A 21,285-nucleotide genomic window follows, 5' to 3' on the forward strand; every position below is an offset into this window, starting at 1 on the left:
CCGCGACAGGCCCGGGAGCGGGGCGTATCGTGCGGTTCATGACCGGAATGGACCGCCCGCGGCGGTTGCGTCGTACCCCCGCACTGCGTCGCCTCGTCGCCGAAACCACGTTGGAGCCAAGGCAATTGGTGCTGCCGATGTTCGTCGCCGACGGACTGGCGGAGGCGCGCGAGATCGGTTCCATGCCGGGCGTTCATCAGCACACGCTGGATTCGCTGCGCAAGGCGGCCGTGGCGGCCGTCACCGCCGGGGTCGGCGGGCTGATGCTGTTCGGCGTGCCCCGCGCGGAGGACAAGGACCCGACCGGCAGCCAGGCCGCCGCGCCGGACGGCATTCTCAACCGCGGCCTGCGCGCCCTCGCCGAGGAGGTGGGCGATTCGACGGTGGTCATGGCCGACACCTGCCTGGACGAATTCACCGACCACGGCCACTGCGGCGTGCTGTCGCCCGACGGTGCCGTCGACAACGACGCCACCCTCGAACGCTATGTCGACATGGCGCTGGCCCAGGCCGAGGCGGGCGCCGACCTGCTCGGCACCAGCGGCATGATGGACGGCCAGGTGGGTGTGATCCGGGCCGGCCTGGACGCCGCCGGTCGCACCGACACCGGCATCCTCGCCTACGCCGCGAAGTACTCCTCGGCGTTCTACGGGCCGTTCCGCGAGGCCGTCGCCTCCTCGCTGCAGGGCGACCGCCGCACCTATCAGCAGGATCCGGCCAACCGCCGGGAGGCGCTGCGCGAACTGGACCTGGACCTGGCCGAGGGCGCCGACATCGTGATGGTGAAGCCGGCCATGTCCTACCTGGACATCCTGCGCGACGTCGCCGACCACTCGCCGGTGCCGGTGGCCGCATATCAGATCTCCGGCGAATACGCGATGATCACCGGCGCCGCCGAGCGCGGCTGGATCGACCGTCGCGCCGCCGTACTGGAATCGCTGGTGGGTATCCGCCGGGCGGGCGCGGACTTCGTGCTCACCTACTGGGCTACCGAGGCCGCGCACTGGCTGTCGTGAACCAGTGGAGTCCGCCGGGGCACCCGGAGCCGGCCAACACGCCGCCGGATGTCCATACCGCCTGCCAGTTGTGGTGGGCCGTCATCGGCCTCGGCGTGGTGCGGCTGATCGCGGGTGCCGTGGACCGGTTCCTCAACCGGCGTCAGCTCGCGAAGGACCTTTTCGACCAGGTGCGCGCGCAGCAGCCCGAAGCCTCGCTCGCGCAGGTCGAGCTGGTGGTGTCGGTGATGCAGGTGCTGATGGTGGTGTTCGGGCTGGCGCTGGCCGTCGGTGCCCTGGCGGTGGTGCACCAGCTGCGCCGCGGCCGGCTGTGGGCGCGGACGCTGCTGGACGTGGCGGCCGCGGTGCTGGTGTTCGGCGCGATCGGGACGATGATCGGCCTGGGCGGAATTCAGGGCGTCGTCGCGATGGTCACCGGCGCGGTGGCGATCCTGCAGGCCGTCCTGGCGGGTGGCGCGCTGTTTCTGTGCCGCAGAAGCGAATCCGATACTTTCTTCCGGACGAATGCGCGGTGAAAATACTCGGAGTTTGTTGCGAGTAGATCAGGATGTATCGTGAGAGCAGTCACAGAGGATTTGGGAACCGGAAGTCGTTTCTCGGACGTTGTTCTCCGAGGTCGCTTTATGCGGACGGCTCCGGTGGAGCGGAGCAACGATGCGCGTGGTCATTCAGCAGCCGCAAAGCCTTCGGCGGGACGTACTGGTCGTGAGCCTGCTGATCCTGTTCGGATTGCTCACCCTCGCCGTCCTGTTGCTCCCGGGGGCGGTCGGCTGACCTCCGCCGTATGAACGAAGCCCAGACCGCGCCTACGGTGCTGTTCGCCGAGCCGGGTGCCCGTTGGCGCACGGTCGCCTACGGTCCGCTGCTGTGCCTGGCCGTCCTGCTGCTGGAACTCGTGCTGCGGGGGCAGGTGCACTGGTTCGGGCTGGGATTCTGTGCCGCGCTGCTGGCCGGTTTCGTGTATTTGCAGGTCGTGGCCGGTCGGCGGCATGTCAGCGTCGAACTGACCGGCAGCACGCTGCGCGAGGGCACCGAGACCCTGCCGCTGAGCCGGATCGATCAGGTATTGCCCGAGCCCGACGAGGAGTCCTGGGACGACGAGGACTGGCAATCGGCCCGGGCGCTGGGCGAGCTGAGCGGTGTGCCGCGCCGGCGCAAGGGCATCGGGCTGAAATTGCGCGACGGCGGCGGCCTGGTGCAGGCGTGGGCCCGTGACCATCGCCGGTTGCGGGCGGAGTTGACCGCCGCGCTGGAGCGGTTGCCGGGTCCCGAATCCGAGGCCGAGGAGGACGTCCGGTGATGCGCCGGCTGTGGATCGTGGTCGACCTGGTGCTGTTGGTGCTGTGTCTCGCGGCGGTCGTGCCGGTCTGGCGGAACGGGACCAGCACCGTCGCCCTCGCCGCGGCGGACGAACTGCCGGGCTTCACGGCCACCCGCTACTCCGGTCCCTGGCTCGGGTCGGCCACCGTGCTGGTGGCGGTGGCGGGGCTGGCCGTCATCGATCTGGTGGCGCGCTGCGCCCGGTCGCGCTGAACGTCCGGTTCGTTCGCCGCCGGCGCGCCACGGTCGCTGTCGGCGTCGGGGGCACTGTCGGCGTCGGGTCGGTTATCGGTGACGATCAGGTCGAATGGGCCGCCGGTTCGCGATCCGGCCGGACGGGGCGCTGTGGCTGGACGGGTCACTGTCGCGATCGAGAACGACGCGGCGTGGCGCGCCGACATCCTTCGGGTGTCGCCCGAGCCGGCGGACAGGCTCTCCGAACGGGCGGACAATCGGGTCGTATGAAGCGCACAGATCTTGCGAGACGTGCCGCCCGCACGGTGCTGGCGGCCGGGGTGGTCGGCTCGGCCGCCGTCGGCTCGGCCGTCGATGGGTCCGCCGCCGGTTTCGTATCCGCGTCGCCGGCTGTCGAGTCCGCCTCCGCTCCCGCTGTGGCGGAGTCCGCACTGCTCGACGTGCTGCCGAACCCGCTGAACTGCCTGCTGACGACGGGTTGGGCAGTGTTCTGCCTCGGTATCCCGCTGTCGTGACCGGGTCGGCTCAGCCCCAGTTCTGGTAGATGTCGAGCACCCGGGAGCCGTGCGTGCCGGGTGCGTTGAGATAGACCGTCACATTGCCGTCGGGGCGGTCGGCGGCCTCCCCGATCACCTGGCGCAGCGAGGCGTGCACGTTGCCGTCGTCGTCGCGGTAGAGCTGGGTGTCGGGCTGCAGGGCCGCACCCATCCGGCTCGGCGGGACCACCTTGGTGACCAGTGCCGGAACCGGGCCCTCGGCCAGGGCGGTGGTCTCCTGGTGGGACAGGGTCATCCCGACCCGCCCCTGATCGGGCTGGGCAACCGGGACGCCCGCCGCGGCTTGGCCCGCGCCGCAGACCGCGGCCGCGGCCCCGGCGGTGAGCAGGACGGTGCTGAGCAGGACGTTTCGCATGAAATCCCTCCCGGCCGTGGACGAGTCGTGCCGTCGAGCCTACGTACCGGCAATCGTTCGGCGATTCATATCGGGGAAAAGATGATCCGGCGTGTTGCGGTTCGCGCGGGCCGCGACTGCCCGGCGGGTGCTCGCGGGCAAACGCTCTTTCCGGCAACGCGTCTCGAGTCTCCGCCCCGTTCGGGGGTCTCCGCCCCATTCGACTTGTCGGCCGGAGCGCATACCGCACAGGTGATCTTCGCCCCGGCCCACCCCGGCCCGGCGAGTTCCCGGTCCTTCGTGCCCGCCGCCCCATGGGCGATGACCTGGGCAGCGGCTCGATCGTGTGCGGTCGCTCACCCAACTACACCCTGTCGTCGACCGGTCGGAGTTCGGCTGCGACACTGGAGGCCGTGAGTTCTTCTCCTCGCGCCGTCCCCGTGCCGATTTCCGCTCGCCTCTTCGACCGTGCCACCGAGATCATTCCCGGCGGCGTGAACTCGCCCGTGCGGGCCTTCAAATCCGTGGGCGGCACGCCGCGGTTCATCGCCTCGGGGCGCGGCTGCCTGCTCACCGATGCCGACGGCAACGATCTGGTGGATCTGGTGGGCTCGTGGGGGCCGATGATCCTCGGCCACGCCCATCCGGCGGTGGTGGAGGCGGTGCAGCGGGCCGCGAGCGGCGGGCTGTCGTTCGGTGCGCCGGCCGAATCGGAGATCGAGCTGGCCGAGGCCATCGCCGCGCGGGTCGATCCGGTGCAGCGGGTGCGGCTGGTCAACTCCGGTACCGAGGCCACCATGAGCGCGGTCCGGCTGGCGCGCGGGTACACCGGCCGGAGCAAGATCATCAAGTTCGCCGGCTGCTACCACGGGCATGTGGACGCGCTGCTGGCCGATGCCGGCTCGGGCGTAGCGACGCTGGGCCTGCCGACCTCCCCGGGCGTCACCGGTGCGCAGGCCGCCGACACCATCGTGCTGCCCTACAACGACCTCGACGCCGTCGCCGCCGCGTTCGCCGAGAACCCGGGCGAGATCGCCTGCGTGATCACCGAGGCGGCCGCGGGCAACATGGGCGCGGTCCCGCCGGCCCCCGGATTCAACGCCGGCCTGCGCGAACTCACCACCGCGCACGGGGCGCTGCTGATCATGGACGAGGTGATGACCGGTTTCCGGGTGAGCCCGGCCGGCTGGTACGGCCTCGACGGCGTCGCGGGCGACCTGTACACATTCGGCAAGGTGATGAGCGGCGGCCTGCCGGCGGCGGCGTTCGGCGGCCGCGCCGACGTCATGGACCGGCTCGCCCCGGTCGGGCCGGTGTACCAGGCGGGCACGCTGTCCGGGAATCCGGTCGCCATGGCCGCGGGCCTGGCGACGCTGCGGGCCGCCGACGACGCGGCCTACGCCACGCTGGACCGCAACGCGGAGCGGCTGCGCACCCTGATCACCGAGGCCCTCACCGCAGCCGGTGTCGCCCACGTCGTCCAGTTCGCGGGCAATATGGTGAGCGTGTTCTTCGCCGATCGCCCGGTGACCGACTATGCCGCCGCCAAGGCCAGCGAGACCTGGCGCTTCCCGCCGTTCTTCCATGCCCTACTCGAGCGCGGCGTGTATCCGCCGCCGAGCGCGTTCGAGTGCTGGTTCGTCTCCACCGCGCTCGACGAGGACGCATTCGCCCGTATCGCCGCCGCCCTGCCCGCCGCCGCGGCGGCCGCGGCGGCCGCCACACCCGAAGGATCCAGCGCGTGAGCGAACCCGAACAGCTCGCCTCAGATCTCGTCGCGAGCTCTGCCCCGATATCGTCCCGCCCGGCCGACGCCCCCGCCCACGGGACCGACGCCGGCACCGGTGCGACACCGTCGCTGCCCGTGCACGTCGCCTCGGACACCGAGACGATCGTGCACGTCATGCGGCACGGCGAGGTGCACAATCCGAAAGGCATCCTGTACGGCCGCCTGCCCGGCTTCAGCCTGTCGGTGTCGGGCCGGTCGCAGGCCGCGGCCGTGGCCCGGTCGCTGGCCGATCACGACCTGTCGCTGGTGGTGGCCTCGCCGCTGCAGCGCGCGCAGGAGACCGCGGAACCCATCGCGATCCAGCACGGCGTGGTCGTGCGCACCGACGACAACCTGATCGAGGCGGGCAACACCTTCGAGGGGCTGCGGGTGTCGGTCGGCGACGGTGCGCTGCGCAAGCCGCGGCACTGGTGGAAGCTGCGCGACCCGTTCACGCCCTCGTGGGGCGAGCCGTACCTGCAGATCGCGCACCGGATGCTGGCCGCCGTGAACAAGGCCCGGGTGGAGGCGGCCGGACACGAGGCGGTGCTGGTCTCGCATCAGCTGCCGGTGTGGACGCTGCGCCGCTTCCTGGAGGGCAAGCGGCTGTGGCACGATCCGCGGCATCGGCAGTGCTCGCTCGCCTCCGTGACTTCGCTTGTGTACCAGGGCGATACGCTCATCGATATCGTGTACTCCGAGCCCGCCGGGGGATCGGATCCGCGGGTGGCCGGGGCGTGAACGGCCGGGCGCGCGAGGAAGGTGGCGGGCGCGCTGTCGCGGTGACGGAGTCCGTGCCGGGCCGCGCGGCCGTCCGGGGCCGGGTATCGTCGCGCCCGCGCCGAACCGGATGGCCGCCGGCGGTACTGGTCGCGTGTGTCGCGCTGGTGGCGGCGCTGGCGGGCTGCTCCACCGGTAAGGACGCGGTGGTCTCCAGCGGCACCTTCGATTTCGTCTCGCCCGGCGGTAAGACCGATATCTTCTACGATCCGCCCGAGACGCGGGGCACCATCGGCAAGCTGTCCGGTCCCGACCTGATGACGCCCGGTAAGTCGGTCTCGGTCGACAACTTTCCGAATCAGGTTGTGGTGCTGAACCTGTGGGGCCAGTGGTGCGGCCCGTGCCGCGCCGAGGCGGAGGCGCTGGAACAGGTCTACGAGCAGTCCAAGGACCGGGGTGTCGCGTTCCTGGGCATCAACGTCCGCGATCCGCAGCGCGACAAGGCACAGGACTTCGTCACCGACTTCCACGTCGGCTACCCGTCGATCTACGACCCGGAGATGCGCACGCTGCTCGCCCTCGGCGGAAAGTTCCCCACCAGCGTCATCCCCACCACCCTCATCCTCGACCGGCAACACCGGGTCGCCGCGGTCTTCCTCCGCTCCCTGCTCGCCCAGGATCTGCAACCGGTCGTCGATCGGATCGCCGCGGAGGGCGCTCAGTGAGATCGGACTCCTCGGCGTTGTCGACCAGGCACGGCGGCACCTCTTCCGTGCGCTTCGCGGGTGCGCGACGCCGTGAGATCTGTTGCGGGAGCGCTGTATCGGTGGGCGCGCGTTCCGTGGCGCACGCGCCCTCGCGCATCGACCGCGCGTTCCGGCACCCGGCTCGGGCGGCCGGAGTCCCGCCGCGGTGTGGGGACGCAATCGTGCGGGGGTGGGCACGGTGACCGTGAACGTCTATGCGGCGGTGGGAGATTCGTTCCAGCAGGCGGCGGCGACCGGGCCGCTGCTGCTGGCGCTGGGTGCCTGCCTGCTGGCCGGGCTGGTGTCGTTCGCCTCGCCGTGCGTGGTGCCCCTGGTGCCCGGATATCTGTCGTATCTCGCCGGATTGGTCGGGGCCGAGGCGCCGCCGGTCACCGTGGCCGAGGCGACCGGAACGCAGCGGACGCGGGTGGAGAGGTCCGGGCGGCTGCGGGTCGCCGGGGCGGCGGGGCTGTTCGTCGCCGGATTCACGGTCGTATTCGTGCTGGCGTCGGCGACCGTCTTCGGCCTCATCCAGACCCTCAACGTGAATCGCGAACTGCTGCAACGCATCGGCGGCGTCGTCACCATCGTGATGGGGCTGGTGTTCCTCGGGCTGATCCCGGCGTTGCAGCGCGACACCCGGATGCATCCGCGCCGGCTCACCGGTGTCCTCGGGGCGCCCCTGCTGGGCGCGGTGTTCGCGCTCGGCTGGACGCCGTGCCTGGGCCCGACACTGTCCGGCGTGATGGCCGTGTCCGCCGGCACCGAAGGCAGCACCGCCGCCCGTGGTGTGGTGCTGATCGTCGCGTACTGCCTGGGCCTCGGCCTGCCGTTCGTGATCCTGGCGTTCGGGTCGGCCAGCGCGCTGCGCGGGGTCGGCCGGCTGCGCCGCAATTCGCGCACCATCCAGGTGATCGGGGGGATCCTGCTCGTCGCCGTCGGCATCGCGCTGGTCACCGGCCTGTGGGATCAGTTCGTCGGGTGGGTGCGTACCGTATTCGTCTCTCAGGTGACATTGCCGATCTGACATGACAGCAACGATGACCCCCGCTCCCGCCCCGGCCCGCCCGCCTCGCCAGTCGCCGCCGCGCCGCGTCCTGGCGCTGCTGCGCAACACCTGGCGCGGGCTCACCAGCATGCGCACCGCGCTGATGCTGCTGTTCCTGCTGGCCCTGGCGGCCATCCCCGGCGCGCTGCTGCCGCAGCGAAACCTCAACGAGCAGAAGGTCGATAAATACATCGCCGACCGGGGTTTCCTGGGGCCGTGGATGGATCGGCTGCAGCTGTTCGACGTGTTCTCCAGTTCCTGGTTCACCGCGGTCTACGTGCTGCTGTTCGTCTCGCTGGTGGGCTGCATCGTGCCCCGGGTGTTCGACCACTACAAGGCGTGGCGCACACCGCCGGTCAAGGCGCCGCGCAATCTGACCCGGCTGCCGCACCACTATTCGACCACCGTCACCGACTCGGCCGAGGACGTCGTCGCCAAGGCTCGCAGGGAGCTTCGCGGCTGGCGGGTGATGGAGCGCCGGGCGGAGCGGTCCGCTGTCGCGGGCGGCGCCGTCGGGGAAGGCGCCGTCGAGGAAGTCACGCTGTCGGCCGAGAAGGGTTACGTCCGCGAACTGGGCAATCTGGTCTTCCATCTCGCGCTGGTCGCGCTGTTGGTGGCGATCGCGGTCGGACGGCTGTTCGGGTACGAGGGCAGCGCCATCGTCGTCGCCGGCGACGGGCCGGGCCTGTGCACCACATCCACGGCCGCCTTCGATTCCTTCACCGCCGGGCGGGTCAACGACGGCACCGGACTGGCGCCGCTGTGCGTGCGGGTCAAGGACTTCCGGGCCGACTACCTGTCCAACGGCCAGGCCGAGATGTTCACGGCGGACATCTCCTATCAGGCCGGCGCCGACCTCGCCGATGACACCTGGCGGGACACCACGATTCAGGTGAACCACCCGCTGCGCGTCTCGGGCGACCGGGTGTACCTGCAGGGCCACGGCTACGCGCCGACCTTCACCGTCACCTACCCCGACGGCCGGACCCGCACCCAGACCGTGCAGTGGCGGCCCGAGGACGCGACGACGTTCCTGTCCAGCGGTGTCATGCGCTTCGACCCGCCCGGGGGCATGTTCGGCAGCGAACAGGAACGCCGCAAGCATCAGATCGCGATCGACGGCCTGTTCGCGCCGACCGCCCTGCTCCACGGCAACTTGCTGACCTCGTCGTATCCGGCGCCGACCGATCCCGCGGTGGCCATCGACATCTACCGCGGCGAGACCGGCCTGGACACCGGCCGCGCGCAGTCGCTGTTCGCGCTGGATACGGAGATGATCAAGCAGGGCCGGTTGGCCAAGGAGCAACGGGTGAATATGCGGCCGGGCGAATCGGCCACCCTGTCCGACGGCACCAAGGTGACCTTCGACGGCGCCGAGCAGTACGCGAATCTGCAGGTCTCGCACGATCCCGCGCAGGGCTGGGTCCTTGCCAGTGCCCTGACGATGATGGCGGGACTGCTGGTGTCGCTGCTGGTGAAGCGCCGCCGGATCTGGCTGCGCGCCTACCCGGACTCCTCGTCCGGCGATGAACGACGTACCGTAGTAGAGATGGGCGGCCTCGCCCGCACCGACCAGGCCGGTTGGGGCGGCGAATTCGACCGCCTGCGGGAACGGCTGCTGGACAACACCACGGACCACCCCACCGCGCGGACCGAAAGCACGAGAGAGTGAACATGCCGATCGACGAAACTCTCACCGGATACAGCAATCTGGCCTTCAAGACGGCGTTCGTCATCTACGTCCTGGTGCTGGCGATGCTCATCGTGCAGTACGCGTCGGCGCGCAGCCGCGAGACGTCCGAGCGCGAACTCGTCACCGTCGGGGGCGGTTCCGGGGACGGGCCGTCGGTGCCCGGGCGAGTCGAGGAGCGCCCTGCGCGGTCGCTGCCGGAGCGGTTCGGCAATATGGCGTTCGCGGTGCTGTTCGTCGCGACCGGCCTGCATCTGGTGTCGATCGTGTTGCGCGGCTTCGCCACTCACCGGTTCCCCCTGGGGAACATGTACGAGTTCATCACCATGGCCACGGCCGCCGCCGTGGTGACGGGTCTGGTGTTCATCCACGAGCGGCGCTACCGCCCGATGTGGGTCTTCCTGCTGGCGCCGGTGCTGATCCTGATGTTCCTGGCGGGCCAGGTGCTGTATGCCGAAGCGGCCCCGGTGGTTCCGGCGCTGAAGTCGTACTGGCTGCCCATCCACGTCACGGTCGTCAGCGTCGGCAGCGGCATCTTCATGCTCTCCGGCGTGGCGAGCCTGCTGTTCCTGTTCCGGCTGCGCCAGCCCGAGGGCGAGGAGTCCACGAACATCCTCGGTGCCCTGGCCCGCCGCCTCCCCGACGCCCGCACCCTGGACCGCCTCGCCTACAAGACCACCATCGTCGGCTTCCCCCTGTTCGGCACCGGCGTCATTCTCGGCGCCATCTGGGCCGAATCCGCCTGGGGCCGCTTCTGGGGCTGGGACCCGAAGGAAACCGTCTCCTTCATCGCCTGGGTCGTCTACGCCGCCTACCTCCACGCCCGCGCGACGTCGGGCTGGCGCGACACCAAGGCGGCGTGGATCAACGTCGCCGGGTTCGTGGCGATGCTGTTCAACCTGTTCATCATCAACATCGTGGTGAGCGGGTTGCACAGCTACGCGGGGCTCAACTGATCCCATGCCGACGGCGGGCCGGTCTCATGTGTGGTACGCCGCCTATGGGTCCAATCTCTTCGAGCGGCGTTTTTCCTATTACCGCGAGGGCGGTAACCCGCCGGGGACACCGCGGACCTATCCGGGGTTTCGTGATTCCACGCCACCCCTGGCGACGCGGCCGCTGACACTGCCCGGCACCGTGTATTTCGCTTGGGAAAGCCCGGTTTGGACGGGTGGTATCGCGTTCTATGCGCACCGGCCTGCTGCGGAGTGGCCGGTGGGGGCGGCCGCGCGAGGGTATCTGCTGACTGTTCAGCAGTTCGATGACCTACTCGCGCAAGAGATGCACCGGGCGCCGGGCGCTACCCCCGATCTGGATCTCGATGAGGTCGTCGGTAAGGGGGTGGTGCGGCTGGGGGACGGGCGCTACGAAACCTTGCTTCACGTCGCGGATCTGGGCGATGTTCCCGTGCTGACGTTCACCTCGCCGTGGGATCCCGAGACCGTCGAGCTGAACGAACCGACGCCGCACTATCTCTCCATGCTGGCCGCCGGTCTCCGCGAATCGCACGGCTGGGGCCGGGCCGAGGTCGCCTCCTATCTCTCCGAACTCCCTGGCGTGCAAGGTCTCTGGCAACGAGAAGACCTTGACCACCTCTGAATACGGCCCAACGTGAGTGTGTCGTGGTGGCGGGAATCAGCGACGTTTGCCGCCACCACGACACGCTCGGCGATCAGGAGGCGTCGAGGACGATCTTGCCTCGGGTGCGGCCCTCCTTGCTCAGGTCGAGGGCACGGGCGGCCTCGGACAGGGGGAGGACGGTGTCGATCGGGACCGTGAGCTGACCGGTATCGGCGAGGTCTGCGAGTGTGGCGAGGTCCGTGCCGGACGGGCGGACCCAGACGACGTGGCCGCCCTTGTCGCCGACCGAGTTGTCGGTGATGGAGGCGATCCTGGATCGGTCCCGCAGGAGCTGTTGGGAAATATCGATCACGCCGCTGCCCGCGAAATCGACGGCGGCGTCGATGCCTTCGGGCGATAGTGCCCGTACCCGGTCGGCCAGACCGTCGCCGTAGGTGACCGGTTCGGCGCCGAGGGAGCGCAGGAAATCGTGGTTGCGTTCGCTGGCGGTGCCGATCACGCGGGCGCCGCGCGCGACCGCGATCTGCACGGCGAGCGAACCGACGCCACCGGCCGCGGCGTGGACGAGCACGGTCTCATCGGCGGCGAGACCGACCCGTTCCAGGGACCGGTACGCGGTGAGCCCGGCGAGCGGCAGGCCCGCCGCCTGCTGCCAGTTCAGCGCCGCCGGCTTGCGTGCGAGCGTGCGCGCCGGTGCGGAGACCAGTTCGGCGTAGGTGCCGTGCTGCACCTCGTCGCGCCGGACATAGCCCATTACCTTGTCCCCGACCTGGAACTCGGGAACGTCCAGGCCGACCTGCTCGACCACGCCCGCGACGTCCCACCCCGGAATCAGCGGGAAATGGACGTACATCATCGGATCCAGATATCCGGCGAGCACCTTCCAATCGACCGGATTCACACCGGCCGCCCGCACCCGGACCAGTACCTGATCCGGCCCCACCTTGGGCGTCGGAAGCTCGCCGAACTCGAGCACGTCGGGGTCACCGTAGCCGTGGGCAATGATCGCTTTCATATGTCGGGCCAACGCGATGTTCTGCCTGGTCATTCCTTGTCGAATAGGTCGTGGCGACGGCGGGCGGCGCCGCGACCGTGCGGCTGACGGCCGGCCTTTATCGCCGGAATCGTCGAGCAGGCGGTGTGCAGGGCGCCGCGGGCGGCGGCGATGGCCGGGTGCGATCCGGTGCCGCGGCGGTAGGCGAGGCGGGTGCGGCGGCGGGTCGGGAGCGCGGTGAGGATGACCTCGTCCGGGATGTCGAGCGCGCCGAGCAGCGGGACGAAGGCGACGCCCTGGCCGGCGGCCACCAGGGCGAGGACGGTGCCGAAATCGTCGGAATGATGCCGGATATGCGGGGTGAAACCCGCTGCCTCACATGCTCGTACGGTCATCAGATGGCACAGCGTGCCCGGTGTTCCGGCGATCCACGAGGAACGGCGGTGTGCGGCAAGAGGTTCGGTCGACCGCGCCGCCAGGTACACCGTTTCCTCCAGGAAAGGTTCTGTGTCCAAACCGGTTTCGGTCGCTGTCGGGACATAGTCGTATTCCTGAACCAGCGCGATATCGAGCGATTCGGCGCGCAGGGCGGCCGGGGTGTTCGCCGGATCCAGTTCGGAGACGAACAGTTCCAGGCCGGGGTGCTCCCGGCTCAGCGCCACCAGCGCCGGCGACAGGATCGTCCGCACCGCGGTCGCGAAGGCGCCGATGCGCAGGGGTCCGCTGAGTGCGGTTCGGCCGTCGGCGAGTTCGGCGGACGCCTGCTCCAGCACCGCGAGAATGGCTTCGGCATGGTCGGCCAATCGCAGTGCCGCGGGTGTGAGCCGGACGCTGCGGCCGGTCCGCTCCAGCAGCGGCACCCCGGCCTCCCGTTCGAGCGCGGACAGCTGCTGGGAGACAGCCGAGGGGGTGTAGGCCAGCGCCTCGGCGACGGCCGCTATCGTTCCGCGCTGCGCCAGTTCACGCAGCAGTCGCAGGCGTCGGACATCGAGCATCAGTTCATCTTATGCTCCTATGCAGAAACCTGAAATAGACGTAAAGGCCCGGCATGGGTCAACCTGGTGCCATGACGCTCACCGGCCTGTTCGTCCCGCTCGTCACGCCGTTCACCACGACCGGCGAGCTGGCGTCCGAGGCACTGGAACGACTGGCCCACGAGGCGCTCGACGCGGGGGCCGCGGGGCTCGTCGCACTGGGCACGACCGGCGAACCCGCCACCCTGACCGGCGACGAGCGCCGCCGCGTCATCGATATCTCCGCCACCGTGTGCCAGGAGCGCGGGGTTCCGCTCATCGCCGGGACGGGGTCCAATTCGACGGCCGCCTCGACGCAGGAACTGGCCGCGCTCGATCCGCGGATCTCCGCCGCACTGGTCGTCGTCCCGTACTACACCCGCCCGTCCGAAGACGGTGTGGTGGAACACTTCCGCCGGCTGGCCGCCGCGAGCCCGGTGCCGCTGCTGGTCTACAACATTCCGTATCGCACCGGCCGCACGCTCGGCGCCGATACGCTGCGCCGCCTGGCCGCGCTGCCCGGGATCGCCGGGTTCAAGCACGCGGTCGGCGGGATGGACGCCGCCACCATGGCGTTCCTGTGCAACTGCCCGGACGATGTCGCCGTGCTGTGCGGGGACGATCTCTACGCCCCGCCGATGCTGGCACTCGGTGCCTCCGGGGCCATCCTGGCCGGCGCGAATGTCGCTCCGTCCGGATATGTGGAGCTGGTGGCCGCTTGGCGCGACGGCTCGGTCGACCGGGCGAGGCGCCTCGGCAACCTGTTGACGCCGCTGTCGGAGGCGATGTTCGCCGAGCCCAATCCCGTTGTGGTCAAGGGAGTTCTGGCAGCGCAGGGCCGCATCCCGAGCCCGGCGGTCCGGCTGCCGTTGCTTCCGGCCACCGACGCGGCGGTCGCCGCCGCGCTCGATGCCCTGGACGGTAGTGACATCGCCCCGGCCGGTGCAGTGGCCGGCGCTGTGGATTTCCGAAGGTAAAGCAACCGGCATCGGGTCGGGCATCTCTCCTCGAGCCGAGCGGTGGGCGCCTCGGGTCCGATGAACTCGGAGTGAGGGCGGGTTGACGGCTAGGGCGCAACCCTGCCTCCCCGGATGATCACCCTGCCCAGGGCGCTACACCGGGGAGCGACATGCTCCCAACGCGCACCGAGGTTTCTCGGTAGCGCCCATACGGAAGCTCGTCAGCGACGTGTTCCTGCTGGTCGTGCGGGCGGCGTCGCGCAGTTACCGGTGGTCAGCGATCCGATCCGGGATCGCCGTCACGATGTTGGCGGGAGATCCGCCAGAGAAATTCGGGGTCGTCGTCGGGGCCGACAACGCGATTGCGTCGGTCGGAGCCGGAACCGATGCGGCGGGACCCTTCCGGTCCGAACGCCTTCCAGCACAGCACCGCGACGGCTACGACCGCGATGAGTGCCAACAGGTACGTCACGTCACTCACCTCCTGCCATCGAGAGTAATCCGTGTCCGTACCTGCGGCACCGTCGACATTCGAAACGGGCGGTCAGGCTGTGCCCGTCAGGCGCGAGTCGCCTCCGTCGTCAGGGACTTCAGCAGCTGCATCACCTCGGACTCACGGAAACGGCGATGGCCGCCCGGAGTACGCAGCGAACCCAGGCGCCCGGCATGCGCCCAGCGGGTGACGGTCTTCGGATCGACGTGGAACAGGGCGGCTACCTGGCCGGGGGTCAGGAGGCTCTCCTGGCCGTTGACGGAACCCAACGTGCGGCTCGCCGCGGTGATCGCAGTCATTCGCAAACCTTTCCGTAATCGACAGTTCCCTCATCAGATAGCGACATCGTTGCACCGACACCCCCAGGTACTCGAACGATCTAACTTTGGTAAAGGGGAAGTAATAGACAAATCGGATATGCGTACGGCTTGGAATCGGGCGGGTGGCCGTTGTCCAGCGAATTCTCAGCGATCCGGACGTATCGGAGCGTCGGGCAGGTCGGTGGTCCAGTCCTGTGGTCGCTTAGGCTGGTCGATGTGAGTGACGCATCCCGACCGGACGCCGCACCGGCCGACCGTGCCCCGGCCTCGGCGGGTCGGCGGCTGGCGCGCAACCTGGTTCTCTACACCCTTGCCCGGCTGCTGCTGGTTGCGGTCATCGCTGCCGTCATCATGGTGCTGGCGCATTTGCTGAGCGTGGAGATCCCGCTGATCGTCGCGCTGCTGTTCGCGCTGATCGTGGCGCTGCCGTTGTCGCTGGTGTTGTTCAAGCGGCTGCGCGCCCGGGTGAACGCGGATATCGCGGCCGTCGACGAGAAGCGCCGCACCGACAAGGCGCGGCTGCGGGCCCGCATGCGCGGCGAGGAGTCGCGGTAGATATCCGCTCGTAACCGGCATCGAGCGCGGCGGGTCGCCGGCGCTCGCTCCTCCGGTTTCCCGAGGGCGTGGCCGCCCCGGGTTCGAGTCGTGCTTTCGCTGGTGGCGAACACATCCCGATGCCATGTCAATTTTTGTTGACGACCCGCGAGTGTCAACGTAATTGACGTTCATGAGTGAAGCGACAACGCTGGCGGCGGCCGCCGGCAGCCCGGACCCCAGGGTCGGGCTGCGCGCGGTGCTGGCACTGCGCCGGTTGCTCGAACGGCTGGAGGCGATCCAGGTGGCCAATGCCCGCGAGCAGGGCTGGTCCTGGCAGGCGATCGCCGACGCGCTCGAGGTCAGCCGCCAGGCGGTCCATCAGAAGTACAACCGGAGAGGCGGCATCCGCTGATGTTCGAAAGATTTGCGAAGCCGGCGCGTTACGCGGTCGTCGTGGCGCAGGAGGAGGCGCGCGAACTGCGCGCTCCGACCATCGATGTCGAGTACCTGCTGCTCGGACTCACCGTATGTCCCGATGGGGGATTGCGAAAGGTGCTGTCCGACAACGGCATTACCGCCGAAGGTGTGCGGGAGATCCTGCGCCGCAACCGAACCGGTGGCGATCCGGAGCCGACGGGCGAGCCGCTCGGCGAGGAGGACGCCGCCGCCCTGCGCTCCATCGGCATCGATCTGGATGCCGTCCGGGAAAGCCTGGAGGCCACCTTCGGCGAGGACGCGCTGGAGCGCGCCGTTCCGGCCGAGGAACGACCGCGCCGCGGCCGGTTCCGGCTCGGCGGCAGCATGAGCTTCGGCCACATCCCGTTCACCCAGGGGGCGAAGAAGACGCTGGAACTGTCGCTGCGCGAGGCGCTCTCGCGCGGCGACGATCGCATCGAGGCGGGGCATGTGCTGCTCGGCCTGCTGCGTGCGTCGAACGACGTGACCCGCGAAATTCTCGGTGGTGCGGACGGCGCCGACGCGGTGCGCCGCGCCGTGCACGACCTGCTCGATCGGGCGGCCTGACGACGTATCCGGCCACGCGGTGGCCGCTACGCCCGGTCTTCGAGCGGGGCGGCCATTAGCATGTCGCCATGGCCCTCTTGCTACGCCTGATCATCAACGCGGTCGCGATCTGGCTCGCCGCCGCCTGGGTCACCGATATCGACCTGGTCAGTCCGGCGGACCAGGGCACCGGCGCGAAGATCGTCGTGGTGCTCGCCGTCGCGATCGTCTTCGGATTGGTGAACGCCCTGGTGAAGCCGATCGTGAAGCTGCTGTCACTGCCGCTGGTGATCGTCACCCTGGGTCTGTTCCTGCTGGTGATCAACGCCCTGATGCTGTGGTTGACCGCGAAGATCACCGAAACCACCGACTACGGCCTGCGCGTGCACGGCTTCTGGGGGGCGGTATTCGGCGCGATCATCATCACCCTGGTCAACTGGATCCTCGGCATCCTGGTGCCCGACAAGGACTAGCCGATCCCCAGCGCGAGCCCCGTGAGGATCGACCAGGCCAGCATGGCCAGGCCGGTGTCCCGCAGCGACGGGATCAGGCCGGGGCCGTTCTCCCCGCCGCGCACGGGCGCGTTCGAGCGCACCGCGAGCGGAACGGCCAGCAGCCCGGCCAGCGCCCACGGGGTGCGCAGCACCAGCAGCAGCGAGGCCGCGAACGGGGCCACCAGCAGCACCAGGTGCAGCGTGCGGGTGCGGGTGTCGCCCAGGCGCACGGCCAGCGTGGTCTTGCCGGTCACCGAATCGGTCGGGATATCGCGCAGGTTGTTGGTGACCAGTACCGCGCTGGAGAACGCGCCGACCGCCACCGCGCCGGCCAGTCCGGCCCAGTCGATCCGCTCGGCCTGCACGAACTCGGTGCCCAGCACCGCGATCAGGCCGAAGAAGACGAATACCGCGATCTCGCCGAAACCGCTGTAGCCGTACGGCTTCGCGCCGCCGGTATAGAACCACGCCCCGGCGAGGCAGGCCGCGCCGATCAGCAGCAGCCACCACGCCGTGGTGAACACCAGCACCAGGCCGATCACCGCGGCCACGGTGAGGCTCGCGACCGCGGCGGCGCGCACGGAGCCCGGGCTCGCCACCCCCGAACCGACCAGCCGCAGCGGCCCGACCCGCTCGTCGTCGGTGCCGCGGACGCCGTCGGAGTAGTCGTTGGCGTAGTTGACCCCGATGATCAGCGCCAGCGACACCAGCAGGCTCAGCAGCGCCTTCCACCACACCAGGCCGTCCAGTGAGGCGGCCGCGCCGGTGCCCACCAGAACCGGGGCGATCGCATTGGGAAGGGTGCGCGGACGGGCGCCTTCGAGCCATTGTGCAGCACTTGCCATGGTCGAAGCCTAATGCGCGGCCGGGGCTCGGCAACCGGCCGCGCTGGACCATCACCACGACTATCGCTAATATTATTCCGATATATCGGACAAGATGCACGAAGGGGCGGGCGCACAATGAACAGAGCTGAGCACCCCACTGTCGCGGACCCGATAATCGGTCGACTGGCCACATACGATTGCGACGGCATGTTTCCTGATCACAACGGCTCCGTAGGCGCCGGAACGCATACCCGGCCCGGCACGGACCGGGGCGGCAGCCTGCCCGGATCGTCCGTCGACGTGGCCCTGCTCGGCGAGATCGCCTTGTGCCGCGACGGCGACCTCGCCGCGGTACCCGGGGCCCGCGCACGGTTGCTGCTCGCCGCATTGGCCATGCGCCCGGGCCGCAGCCGCAGCGCGCAGGCGCTGATCGACGACGTCTGGGGCGAGCAGCCACCGCGCGCGCCGATGAACGCACTGCACACGCAGGTCTCGCGACTGCGGTCGGCGCTACCGGACGGTGCGCTGGAGGTCGGACCGGCCGGATACCGGCTGGCCTTGGCCGAGGACCGGATCGACCTCACGCTGGTTCGGCTCCTGGAACGTCAGGCCCGGGAACTGCTCGAGGGCGCCGACGGGAAGGGCTGCCTGGACAGGGTCGCGCGGGCGCGCGCACTGTGGCGGGCGGAGCCGGGGTCCGATCTGCCGCCCGGGCCGGTCGCCGACGAGCTGGGCGAGCTGGCGGCGGCGCGGTGGAACGCCCTGGACCTGCTGGAACTGACCGCCCGAGAGATGGCGGGCGACCTCGCCGGCGCCATTGCCGTCGCGCGCAGGGCCGCCGCGTCCGCGTCGTTGGACGAGCCCGCGCAGGCCACCCTGATGCGTCTGCTCGCCGCCGACGGCCGCACCAGCGAGGCGCTGGAAGTCTTTGCGACAGTGCGCAGGAGGCTGGCCGACGAGCTCGGCACCGATCCCGGCCCGGCCCTCGTCGAACTGAATACCGCGATTCTGCGCGGCGAGCGGCTGGCCGGTGCCGGACAGGCGACACGATCCGCCGGTACCCGCAACCCCGCCCAGCAGGTGGCTTCGGCGCAGCACGGACTCGATGCGGTGGATGACGGCATTCCCGCGGAACCGGCCGCGCCGCCGCTGCTTTCGGTGATCGGGTTGCGGGCCGCCCCCAATCCGCTGCTGGGCCGCGAGGGGGACCTCGACGCACTCGAACGCCTGTTGCGAAACTCGCGGGTGACCACCGTGCTCGGCCCCGGCGGTACCGGAAAGACCCGTGTGGCCAACGAATTGGGTACCCGGGTGGGTGCGGAGCAGGCCGTGGTCCTGGTCGAACTGGCGTCGTTGCGCGTCGATCCCGACGGATTGGCGGCCACCTGCGCCGAGATCGAGGCCGCCATCGGCGCCACCCTGGGGGTGAACGAATACTCCCGGGAGATCCGGGTTCTGCGGCCGAATCAGGAGGTCGATGCCCGGCGCAGGGTGCGGGAAGCGTTGTCGCTGCGGCCGATGCTGCTGATCCTGGACAATTGCGAACACCTGATCGACGCGGTCGCCGAGGTGGTCGCCGACCTGGTCGGCGCCTGCGACCGGTTGACCGTGCTCACCACCAGCCGCGCACCGCTGGCGATCACCGCCGAGACCGTGTATCCGTTGCCGCCGTTGGCGATCGGCGCCCGCGACTCGCCGGCCACCGACCTGTTCGCGGCGCGAGCACGAGCGGTGCGCCCGTCGGTGCGCCTGGACCCCGATATCGTCGCCCGGCTGTGCCGCACCCTGGACGGCCTGCCGCTGGCCATCGAACTCGCGGCGGCACGGGTGCGCACCATGAGCGTCGAGGAGATCGAGTCCCGGCTCGAACACCGGTTCACGTTGCTGCGCAGCGGCGATCGCACCTCGCCCGAACGTCACCGGACGCTGCACGCCGTGATCGAGTGGAGCTGGAATCTGCTCGACCCCGAACAGCAGACGGCCTTGCTGCGGCTGTGCCGGTTCCCGGCCGGATTCACCCTCGCCGCCGCGGAATCCGTGGCAGGCGGCAGCGACGTGCTCGATCCGGGCGCCGCGGTCGAGGGGCTGGTGAGTCAGTCACTGCTGAGCGTGCTCGCCGACGACGACGAGATTCCGACCCGGTACCGCATGCTGGAGACGGTCCGGGAGTTCGGCGAGGAACGACTGGTCGCGTCCGGGGAAGCCGATCTCGTGATGGACCGGATGTGCGGCTGGGCACGGGAATTCGCCTTCGACGCCGCGCGGCGGTATCCGACCGACGAGCAGGTGCCGGTGGTGCTGGCGGTCGCCGCCGACCTGGACAACCTGCTCACCGTGCTGCGTTATGCGCTCGATCACCGTGACGCCCCGACGGTGTACGCCGTATTTCCGATCGCCGCGATGCTCTGGGTGATGCGCGGTGCGCACATGGAGCTGGTGAGCTGGGCGCCGCGGGTGCTCACCGTGGTGCCGCCGGACTGCGATGCCGCGGAGCCGGCGGATCTGCAGATGCTCAGCCACGCGATGATCGGCATGCATCTGGTGTTCGTGCAGGAGGGATTGCGCCCGGTCGCTACCGTTCGGATGCGCGCCCGCCGCCTGCTGCGAGTGGCGGCGCCACTGAGCCCGATCGCGCGGTACTGCGGCCGGATCATCTGTGTCGACCCCGATGTTCCTCGGCTGGCGCGCGTACTGGCCGCCGGGGCCCGCGACGCGGACGACGGTGTGCGCTCGGTCGCGTTGATGCTGCGCGCGAACATGCGCGAGAACGGCAGCGACGTGTACGGGTCGATACAGGACGCGAACCGATTGCTGGACATCGTCAGTCACCACGACGTGTGGGGTACATCGATGGCGTGCCAGCACCTGGGGCAGATGTCCGCCCAGGCGGCGCGCTACCAGGAGTCGGCGGATCACTACGCCCGGGCCGTGGACCTGCTGGCGCGTCTGCGGTGCTACGAGGAGAGCGTGGAAATCCGCAGTTTCCGTGCCGTTTCGCTGGTCGGCGCCGGTCGGCTGGAGGAGGCGAGGCACGAGTTGGAACTCGCGTCGGGAATGATCGGCGACGAGCAGGATTTCGGCGACGAGGTGGCGCGGCCCAACCGCCGCCGCGGGGCCGTCACCGTGGGCTTCGCCGAATTCCACCTCGCCGCGGGCGATATAGACGACGGCCTGCGTGCCTACCGGCGGACCCTGGCACTGTACGGGTGGCCCGACGAGATCGCCGCGCCCGGCCCCGGGGCCGTCATGATGGTCAGCGCCGTGCTCGACGCGCACGTTCTCTACGGCCGGATATCCGAGGTGCCGGCGCTGCCGCGGCAGTTGAGCGAGATCGCGGTGGAGCGGATGGCGCAGCTCCCGGATCTGCCGCAGGTCGGCGCCGTGGCCTGCGCGGTGGGCTCGTATCTCGTTGCCGCCGAGGTGGATCGGGCGTCCGGCCTCACCCTGCTGGCCTTGGCGGCGAAGGTCGTGGGCCGTCAGGACTGCCCGACGATGCGGCGGAACCGCCACCTGGAGATGCATCGCGCGGCCCTCGGCGGGCACGCGGTGGACGATGCGCTGCGTGCCGTCGCGGGTCTGAACCGGCGGGCGGCGTCGAACCGGATCCTGCAGATCCTCCGGGACATCGCCCCGAAGCTGCGCGCATGAGCGTGCCCGCCGTCCGCTGTCGC

The 21,285-nt window shown here is 69.9% G+C and carries 24 protein-coding genes; 18 read left to right on the forward strand and 6 right to left on the reverse strand.

The window, feature by feature from the left end:
* The first annotated feature begins 38 nt into the window (after positions 1-38).
* The 5 genes from hemB (at position 39) to D892_RS0114780 (ending at position 3,046) form a co-directional block, all read left to right on the forward strand.
* Positions 39-1,016, forward strand: coding sequence for a porphobilinogen synthase (gene hemB, locus D892_RS0114755; protein WP_024801974.1), 978 nt, complete (start codon positions 39-41; stop codon positions 1,014-1,016).
* Positions 1,013-1,531, forward strand: coding sequence for a hypothetical protein (locus D892_RS0114760; RefSeq protein ID WP_024801975.1), 519 nt, complete (start codon positions 1,013-1,015; stop codon positions 1,529-1,531). Before hemB ends, D892_RS0114760 begins: the two co-directional genes overlap by 4 nt.
* A gap of 269 nt (positions 1,532-1,800) precedes the next feature.
* The gene (locus D892_RS0114770; RefSeq protein ID WP_024801976.1) at positions 1,801-2,316 is read left to right on the forward strand and encodes a hypothetical protein; all 516 of its coding nucleotides are present in this window, start codon (positions 1,801-1,803) and stop codon (positions 2,314-2,316) included.
* The gene (locus D892_RS0114775) at positions 2,313-2,549 is read left to right on the forward strand and encodes a hypothetical protein (RefSeq protein WP_156959512.1); all 237 of its coding nucleotides are present in this window, start codon (positions 2,313-2,315) and stop codon (positions 2,547-2,549) included. The genes D892_RS0114770 and D892_RS0114775 overlap by 4 nt, the downstream gene beginning before the upstream one ends.
* A gap of 248 nt (positions 2,550-2,797) precedes the next feature.
* Positions 2,798-3,046, forward strand: a complete 249-nt coding sequence (locus D892_RS0114780) for a hypothetical protein (RefSeq protein WP_024801978.1) — start codon at positions 2,798-2,800, stop codon at positions 3,044-3,046.
* Between the two features lie 10 nt (positions 3,047-3,056).
* Here the strand turns inward: D892_RS0114780 and D892_RS0114785 are convergent, their stop codons facing one another.
* Positions 3,057-3,443: a hypothetical protein gene (locus D892_RS0114785; RefSeq protein ID WP_024801979.1), complete on the reverse strand. Its 387-nt coding sequence runs from the start codon at positions 3,441-3,443 to the stop codon at positions 3,057-3,059.
* Positions 3,444-3,835: 392 nt separating this feature from the next.
* Between D892_RS0114785 and hemL the strand changes: the two genes are divergently transcribed.
* The 7 genes from hemL (at position 3,836) to D892_RS0114820 (ending at position 10,993) form a co-directional block, all read left to right on the forward strand.
* Positions 3,836-5,167, forward strand: a complete 1,332-nt coding sequence (gene hemL / locus D892_RS0114790) for a glutamate-1-semialdehyde 2,1-aminomutase (RefSeq protein ID WP_024801980.1) — start codon at positions 3,836-3,838, stop codon at positions 5,165-5,167.
* 158 nt (positions 5,168-5,325) lie between these two features.
* Positions 5,326-5,931: a histidine phosphatase family protein gene (locus D892_RS0114795; protein WP_051499686.1), complete on the forward strand. Its 606-nt coding sequence runs from the start codon at positions 5,326-5,328 to the stop codon at positions 5,929-5,931.
* Positions 5,932-6,056: 125 nt separating this feature from the next.
* Complete coding sequence (locus tag D892_RS0114800) at positions 6,057-6,635, forward strand: TlpA disulfide reductase family protein (protein WP_036568876.1); 579 nt, start codon at positions 6,057-6,059, stop codon at positions 6,633-6,635.
* Positions 6,636-6,846: 211 nt separating this feature from the next.
* Positions 6,847-7,683, forward strand: coding sequence for a cytochrome C biogenesis protein CcdA (locus D892_RS0114805; protein WP_036567058.1), 837 nt, complete (start codon positions 6,847-6,849; stop codon positions 7,681-7,683).
* A gap of 1 nt (position 7,684) precedes the next feature.
* Positions 7,685-9,376, forward strand: coding sequence for a cytochrome c biogenesis protein ResB (locus tag D892_RS0114810; protein WP_024801984.1), 1,692 nt, complete (start codon positions 7,685-7,687; stop codon positions 9,374-9,376).
* A gap of 2 nt (positions 9,377-9,378) precedes the next feature.
* Positions 9,379-10,350 (forward strand): c-type cytochrome biogenesis protein CcsB, encoded by a 972-nt coding sequence (gene ccsB, locus D892_RS0114815; RefSeq protein ID WP_024801985.1) that lies wholly within the window; start codon positions 9,379-9,381, stop codon positions 10,348-10,350.
* Between the two features lie 4 nt (positions 10,351-10,354).
* On the forward strand, positions 10,355-10,993 hold the full coding sequence (locus D892_RS0114820; protein ID WP_036567060.1) for a hypothetical protein: 639 nt from the start codon (positions 10,355-10,357) through the stop codon (positions 10,991-10,993).
* Between the two features lie 73 nt (positions 10,994-11,066).
* Here the strand turns inward: D892_RS0114820 and D892_RS0114825 are convergent, their stop codons facing one another.
* Both D892_RS0114825 and D892_RS0114830 read right to left on the reverse strand, forming a co-directional pair.
* Positions 11,067-11,990 carry an NADP-dependent oxidoreductase gene (locus tag D892_RS0114825; RefSeq protein WP_024801987.1) on the reverse strand — a complete coding sequence of 308 codons (924 nt, stop codon included), beginning with the start codon at positions 11,988-11,990 and terminating at the stop codon, positions 11,067-11,069.
* A gap of 29 nt (positions 11,991-12,019) precedes the next feature.
* Positions 12,020-12,964, reverse strand: coding sequence for a LysR substrate-binding domain-containing protein (locus D892_RS0114830; RefSeq protein WP_024801988.1), 945 nt, complete (start codon positions 12,962-12,964; stop codon positions 12,020-12,022).
* A gap of 71 nt (positions 12,965-13,035) precedes the next feature.
* On the opposite strand from D892_RS0114830, the gene dapA reads away from it, so the two are divergent.
* Positions 13,036-13,959: a 4-hydroxy-tetrahydrodipicolinate synthase gene (dapA, locus tag D892_RS0114835; RefSeq protein ID WP_024801989.1), complete on the forward strand. Its 924-nt coding sequence runs from the start codon at positions 13,036-13,038 to the stop codon at positions 13,957-13,959.
* A gap of 256 nt (positions 13,960-14,215) precedes the next feature.
* Here the strand turns inward: dapA and D892_RS0114840 are convergent, their stop codons facing one another.
* Positions 14,216-14,413 (reverse strand): hypothetical protein, encoded by a 198-nt coding sequence (locus D892_RS0114840; RefSeq protein WP_024801990.1) that lies wholly within the window; start codon positions 14,411-14,413, stop codon positions 14,216-14,218.
* An 86-nt stretch (positions 14,414-14,499) separates the two neighbouring features.
* Entirely contained in the window at positions 14,500-14,733 is a 234-nt protein-coding gene (locus D892_RS0114845) for a BldC family transcriptional regulator (protein WP_024801991.1), read from the reverse strand.
* Between the two features lie 237 nt (positions 14,734-14,970).
* On the opposite strand from D892_RS0114845, the gene D892_RS0114850 reads away from it, so the two are divergent.
* The 4 genes from D892_RS0114850 to D892_RS0114865 all read left to right on the forward strand — a co-directional run bounded on the left by D892_RS0114850 (position 14,971) and on the right by D892_RS0114865 (position 16,766).
* On the forward strand, positions 14,971-15,309 hold the full coding sequence (locus tag D892_RS0114850; protein WP_024801992.1) for a DUF4229 domain-containing protein: 339 nt from the start codon (positions 14,971-14,973) through the stop codon (positions 15,307-15,309).
* 172 nt (positions 15,310-15,481) lie between these two features.
* A complete protein-coding gene (locus tag D892_RS0114855; RefSeq protein WP_024801993.1) occupies positions 15,482-15,703 on the forward strand; it encodes a helix-turn-helix domain-containing protein in 222 nt (73 codons plus the stop codon).
* Positions 15,703-16,314 (forward strand): Clp protease N-terminal domain-containing protein, encoded by a 612-nt coding sequence (locus D892_RS0114860; RefSeq protein WP_024801994.1) that lies wholly within the window; start codon positions 15,703-15,705, stop codon positions 16,312-16,314. The genes D892_RS0114855 and D892_RS0114860 overlap by 1 nt, the downstream gene beginning before the upstream one ends.
* A 68-nt stretch (positions 16,315-16,382) precedes the next feature.
* Positions 16,383-16,766 (forward strand): phage holin family protein, encoded by a 384-nt coding sequence (locus D892_RS0114865; RefSeq protein WP_024801995.1) that lies wholly within the window; start codon positions 16,383-16,385, stop codon positions 16,764-16,766.
* Here D892_RS0114865 and D892_RS0114870 read toward each other — a convergent pair.
* Positions 16,763-17,632, reverse strand: a complete 870-nt coding sequence (locus D892_RS0114870; RefSeq protein WP_024801996.1) for a 1,4-dihydroxy-2-naphthoate polyprenyltransferase — start codon at positions 17,630-17,632, stop codon at positions 16,763-16,765. The genes D892_RS0114865 and D892_RS0114870 overlap by 4 nt on opposite strands.
* A gap of 189 nt (positions 17,633-17,821) precedes the next feature.
* Here D892_RS0114870 and D892_RS0114875 point away from each other — a divergent pair, with 189 nt between their 5' ends.
* On the forward strand, positions 17,822-21,262 hold the full coding sequence (locus D892_RS0114875) for a BTAD domain-containing putative transcriptional regulator (RefSeq protein WP_024801997.1): 3,441 nt from the start codon (positions 17,822-17,824) through the stop codon (positions 21,260-21,262).
* Positions 21,263-21,285: the final 23 nt, after the last annotated feature.

Origin of the sequence: Nocardia sp. BMG51109 (assembly GCF_000526215.1) — a bacterium.
Lineage (GTDB): Bacteria > Actinomycetota > Actinomycetes > Mycobacteriales > Mycobacteriaceae > Nocardia.

What these genes read in the sequence shown, in the direction of transcription:
- D892_RS0114855 (WP_024801993.1), top strand. Translation starts at nt 15,482, where the DNA reads ATGAGTGAAGCGACAACGCTGGCGGCGGCCGCCGGCAGCCCGGACCCC.
- D892_RS0114870 (WP_024801996.1), bottom strand. Translation starts at nt 17,632, where the DNA reads ATGGCAAGTGCTGCACAATGGCTCGAAGGCGCCCGTCCGCGCACCCTT.
- D892_RS0114780 (WP_024801978.1), top strand. Translation starts at nt 2,798, where the DNA reads ATGAAGCGCACAGATCTTGCGAGACGTGCCGCCCGCACGGTGCTGGCG.
- ccsB (WP_024801985.1), top strand. Translation starts at nt 9,379, where the DNA reads ATGCCGATCGACGAAACTCTCACCGGATACAGCAATCTGGCCTTCAAG.
- D892_RS0114820 (WP_036567060.1), top strand. Translation starts at nt 10,355, where the DNA reads ATGCCGACGGCGGGCCGGTCTCATGTGTGGTACGCCGCCTATGGGTCC.
- D892_RS0114825 (WP_024801987.1), bottom strand. Translation starts at nt 11,990, where the DNA reads ATGAAAGCGATCATTGCCCACGGCTACGGTGACCCCGACGTGCTCGAG.
- D892_RS0114865 (WP_024801995.1), top strand. Translation starts at nt 16,383, where the DNA reads ATGGCCCTCTTGCTACGCCTGATCATCAACGCGGTCGCGATCTGGCTC.
- dapA (WP_024801989.1), top strand. Translation starts at nt 13,036, where the DNA reads ATGACGCTCACCGGCCTGTTCGTCCCGCTCGTCACGCCGTTCACCACG.
- hemB (WP_024801974.1), top strand. Translation starts at nt 39, where the DNA reads ATGACCGGAATGGACCGCCCGCGGCGGTTGCGTCGTACCCCCGCACTG.
- D892_RS0114875 (WP_024801997.1), top strand. Translation starts at nt 17,822, where the DNA reads ATGTTTCCTGATCACAACGGCTCCGTAGGCGCCGGAACGCATACCCGG.
- D892_RS0114795 (WP_051499686.1), top strand. Translation starts at nt 5,326, where the DNA reads ATGCGGCACGGCGAGGTGCACAATCCGAAAGGCATCCTGTACGGCCGC.
- D892_RS0114785 (WP_024801979.1), bottom strand. Translation starts at nt 3,443, where the DNA reads ATGCGAAACGTCCTGCTCAGCACCGTCCTGCTCACCGCCGGGGCCGCG.
- D892_RS0114860 (WP_024801994.1), top strand. Translation starts at nt 15,703, where the DNA reads ATGTTCGAAAGATTTGCGAAGCCGGCGCGTTACGCGGTCGTCGTGGCG.
- D892_RS0114810 (WP_024801984.1), top strand. Translation starts at nt 7,685, where the DNA reads ATGACAGCAACGATGACCCCCGCTCCCGCCCCGGCCCGCCCGCCTCGC.
- D892_RS0114770 (WP_024801976.1), top strand. Translation starts at nt 1,801, where the DNA reads ATGAACGAAGCCCAGACCGCGCCTACGGTGCTGTTCGCCGAGCCGGGT.
- D892_RS0114845 (WP_024801991.1), bottom strand. Translation starts at nt 14,733, where the DNA reads ATGACTGCGATCACCGCGGCGAGCCGCACGTTGGGTTCCGTCAACGGC.
- D892_RS0114830 (WP_024801988.1), bottom strand. Translation starts at nt 12,964, where the DNA reads ATGCTCGATGTCCGACGCCTGCGACTGCTGCGTGAACTGGCGCAGCGC.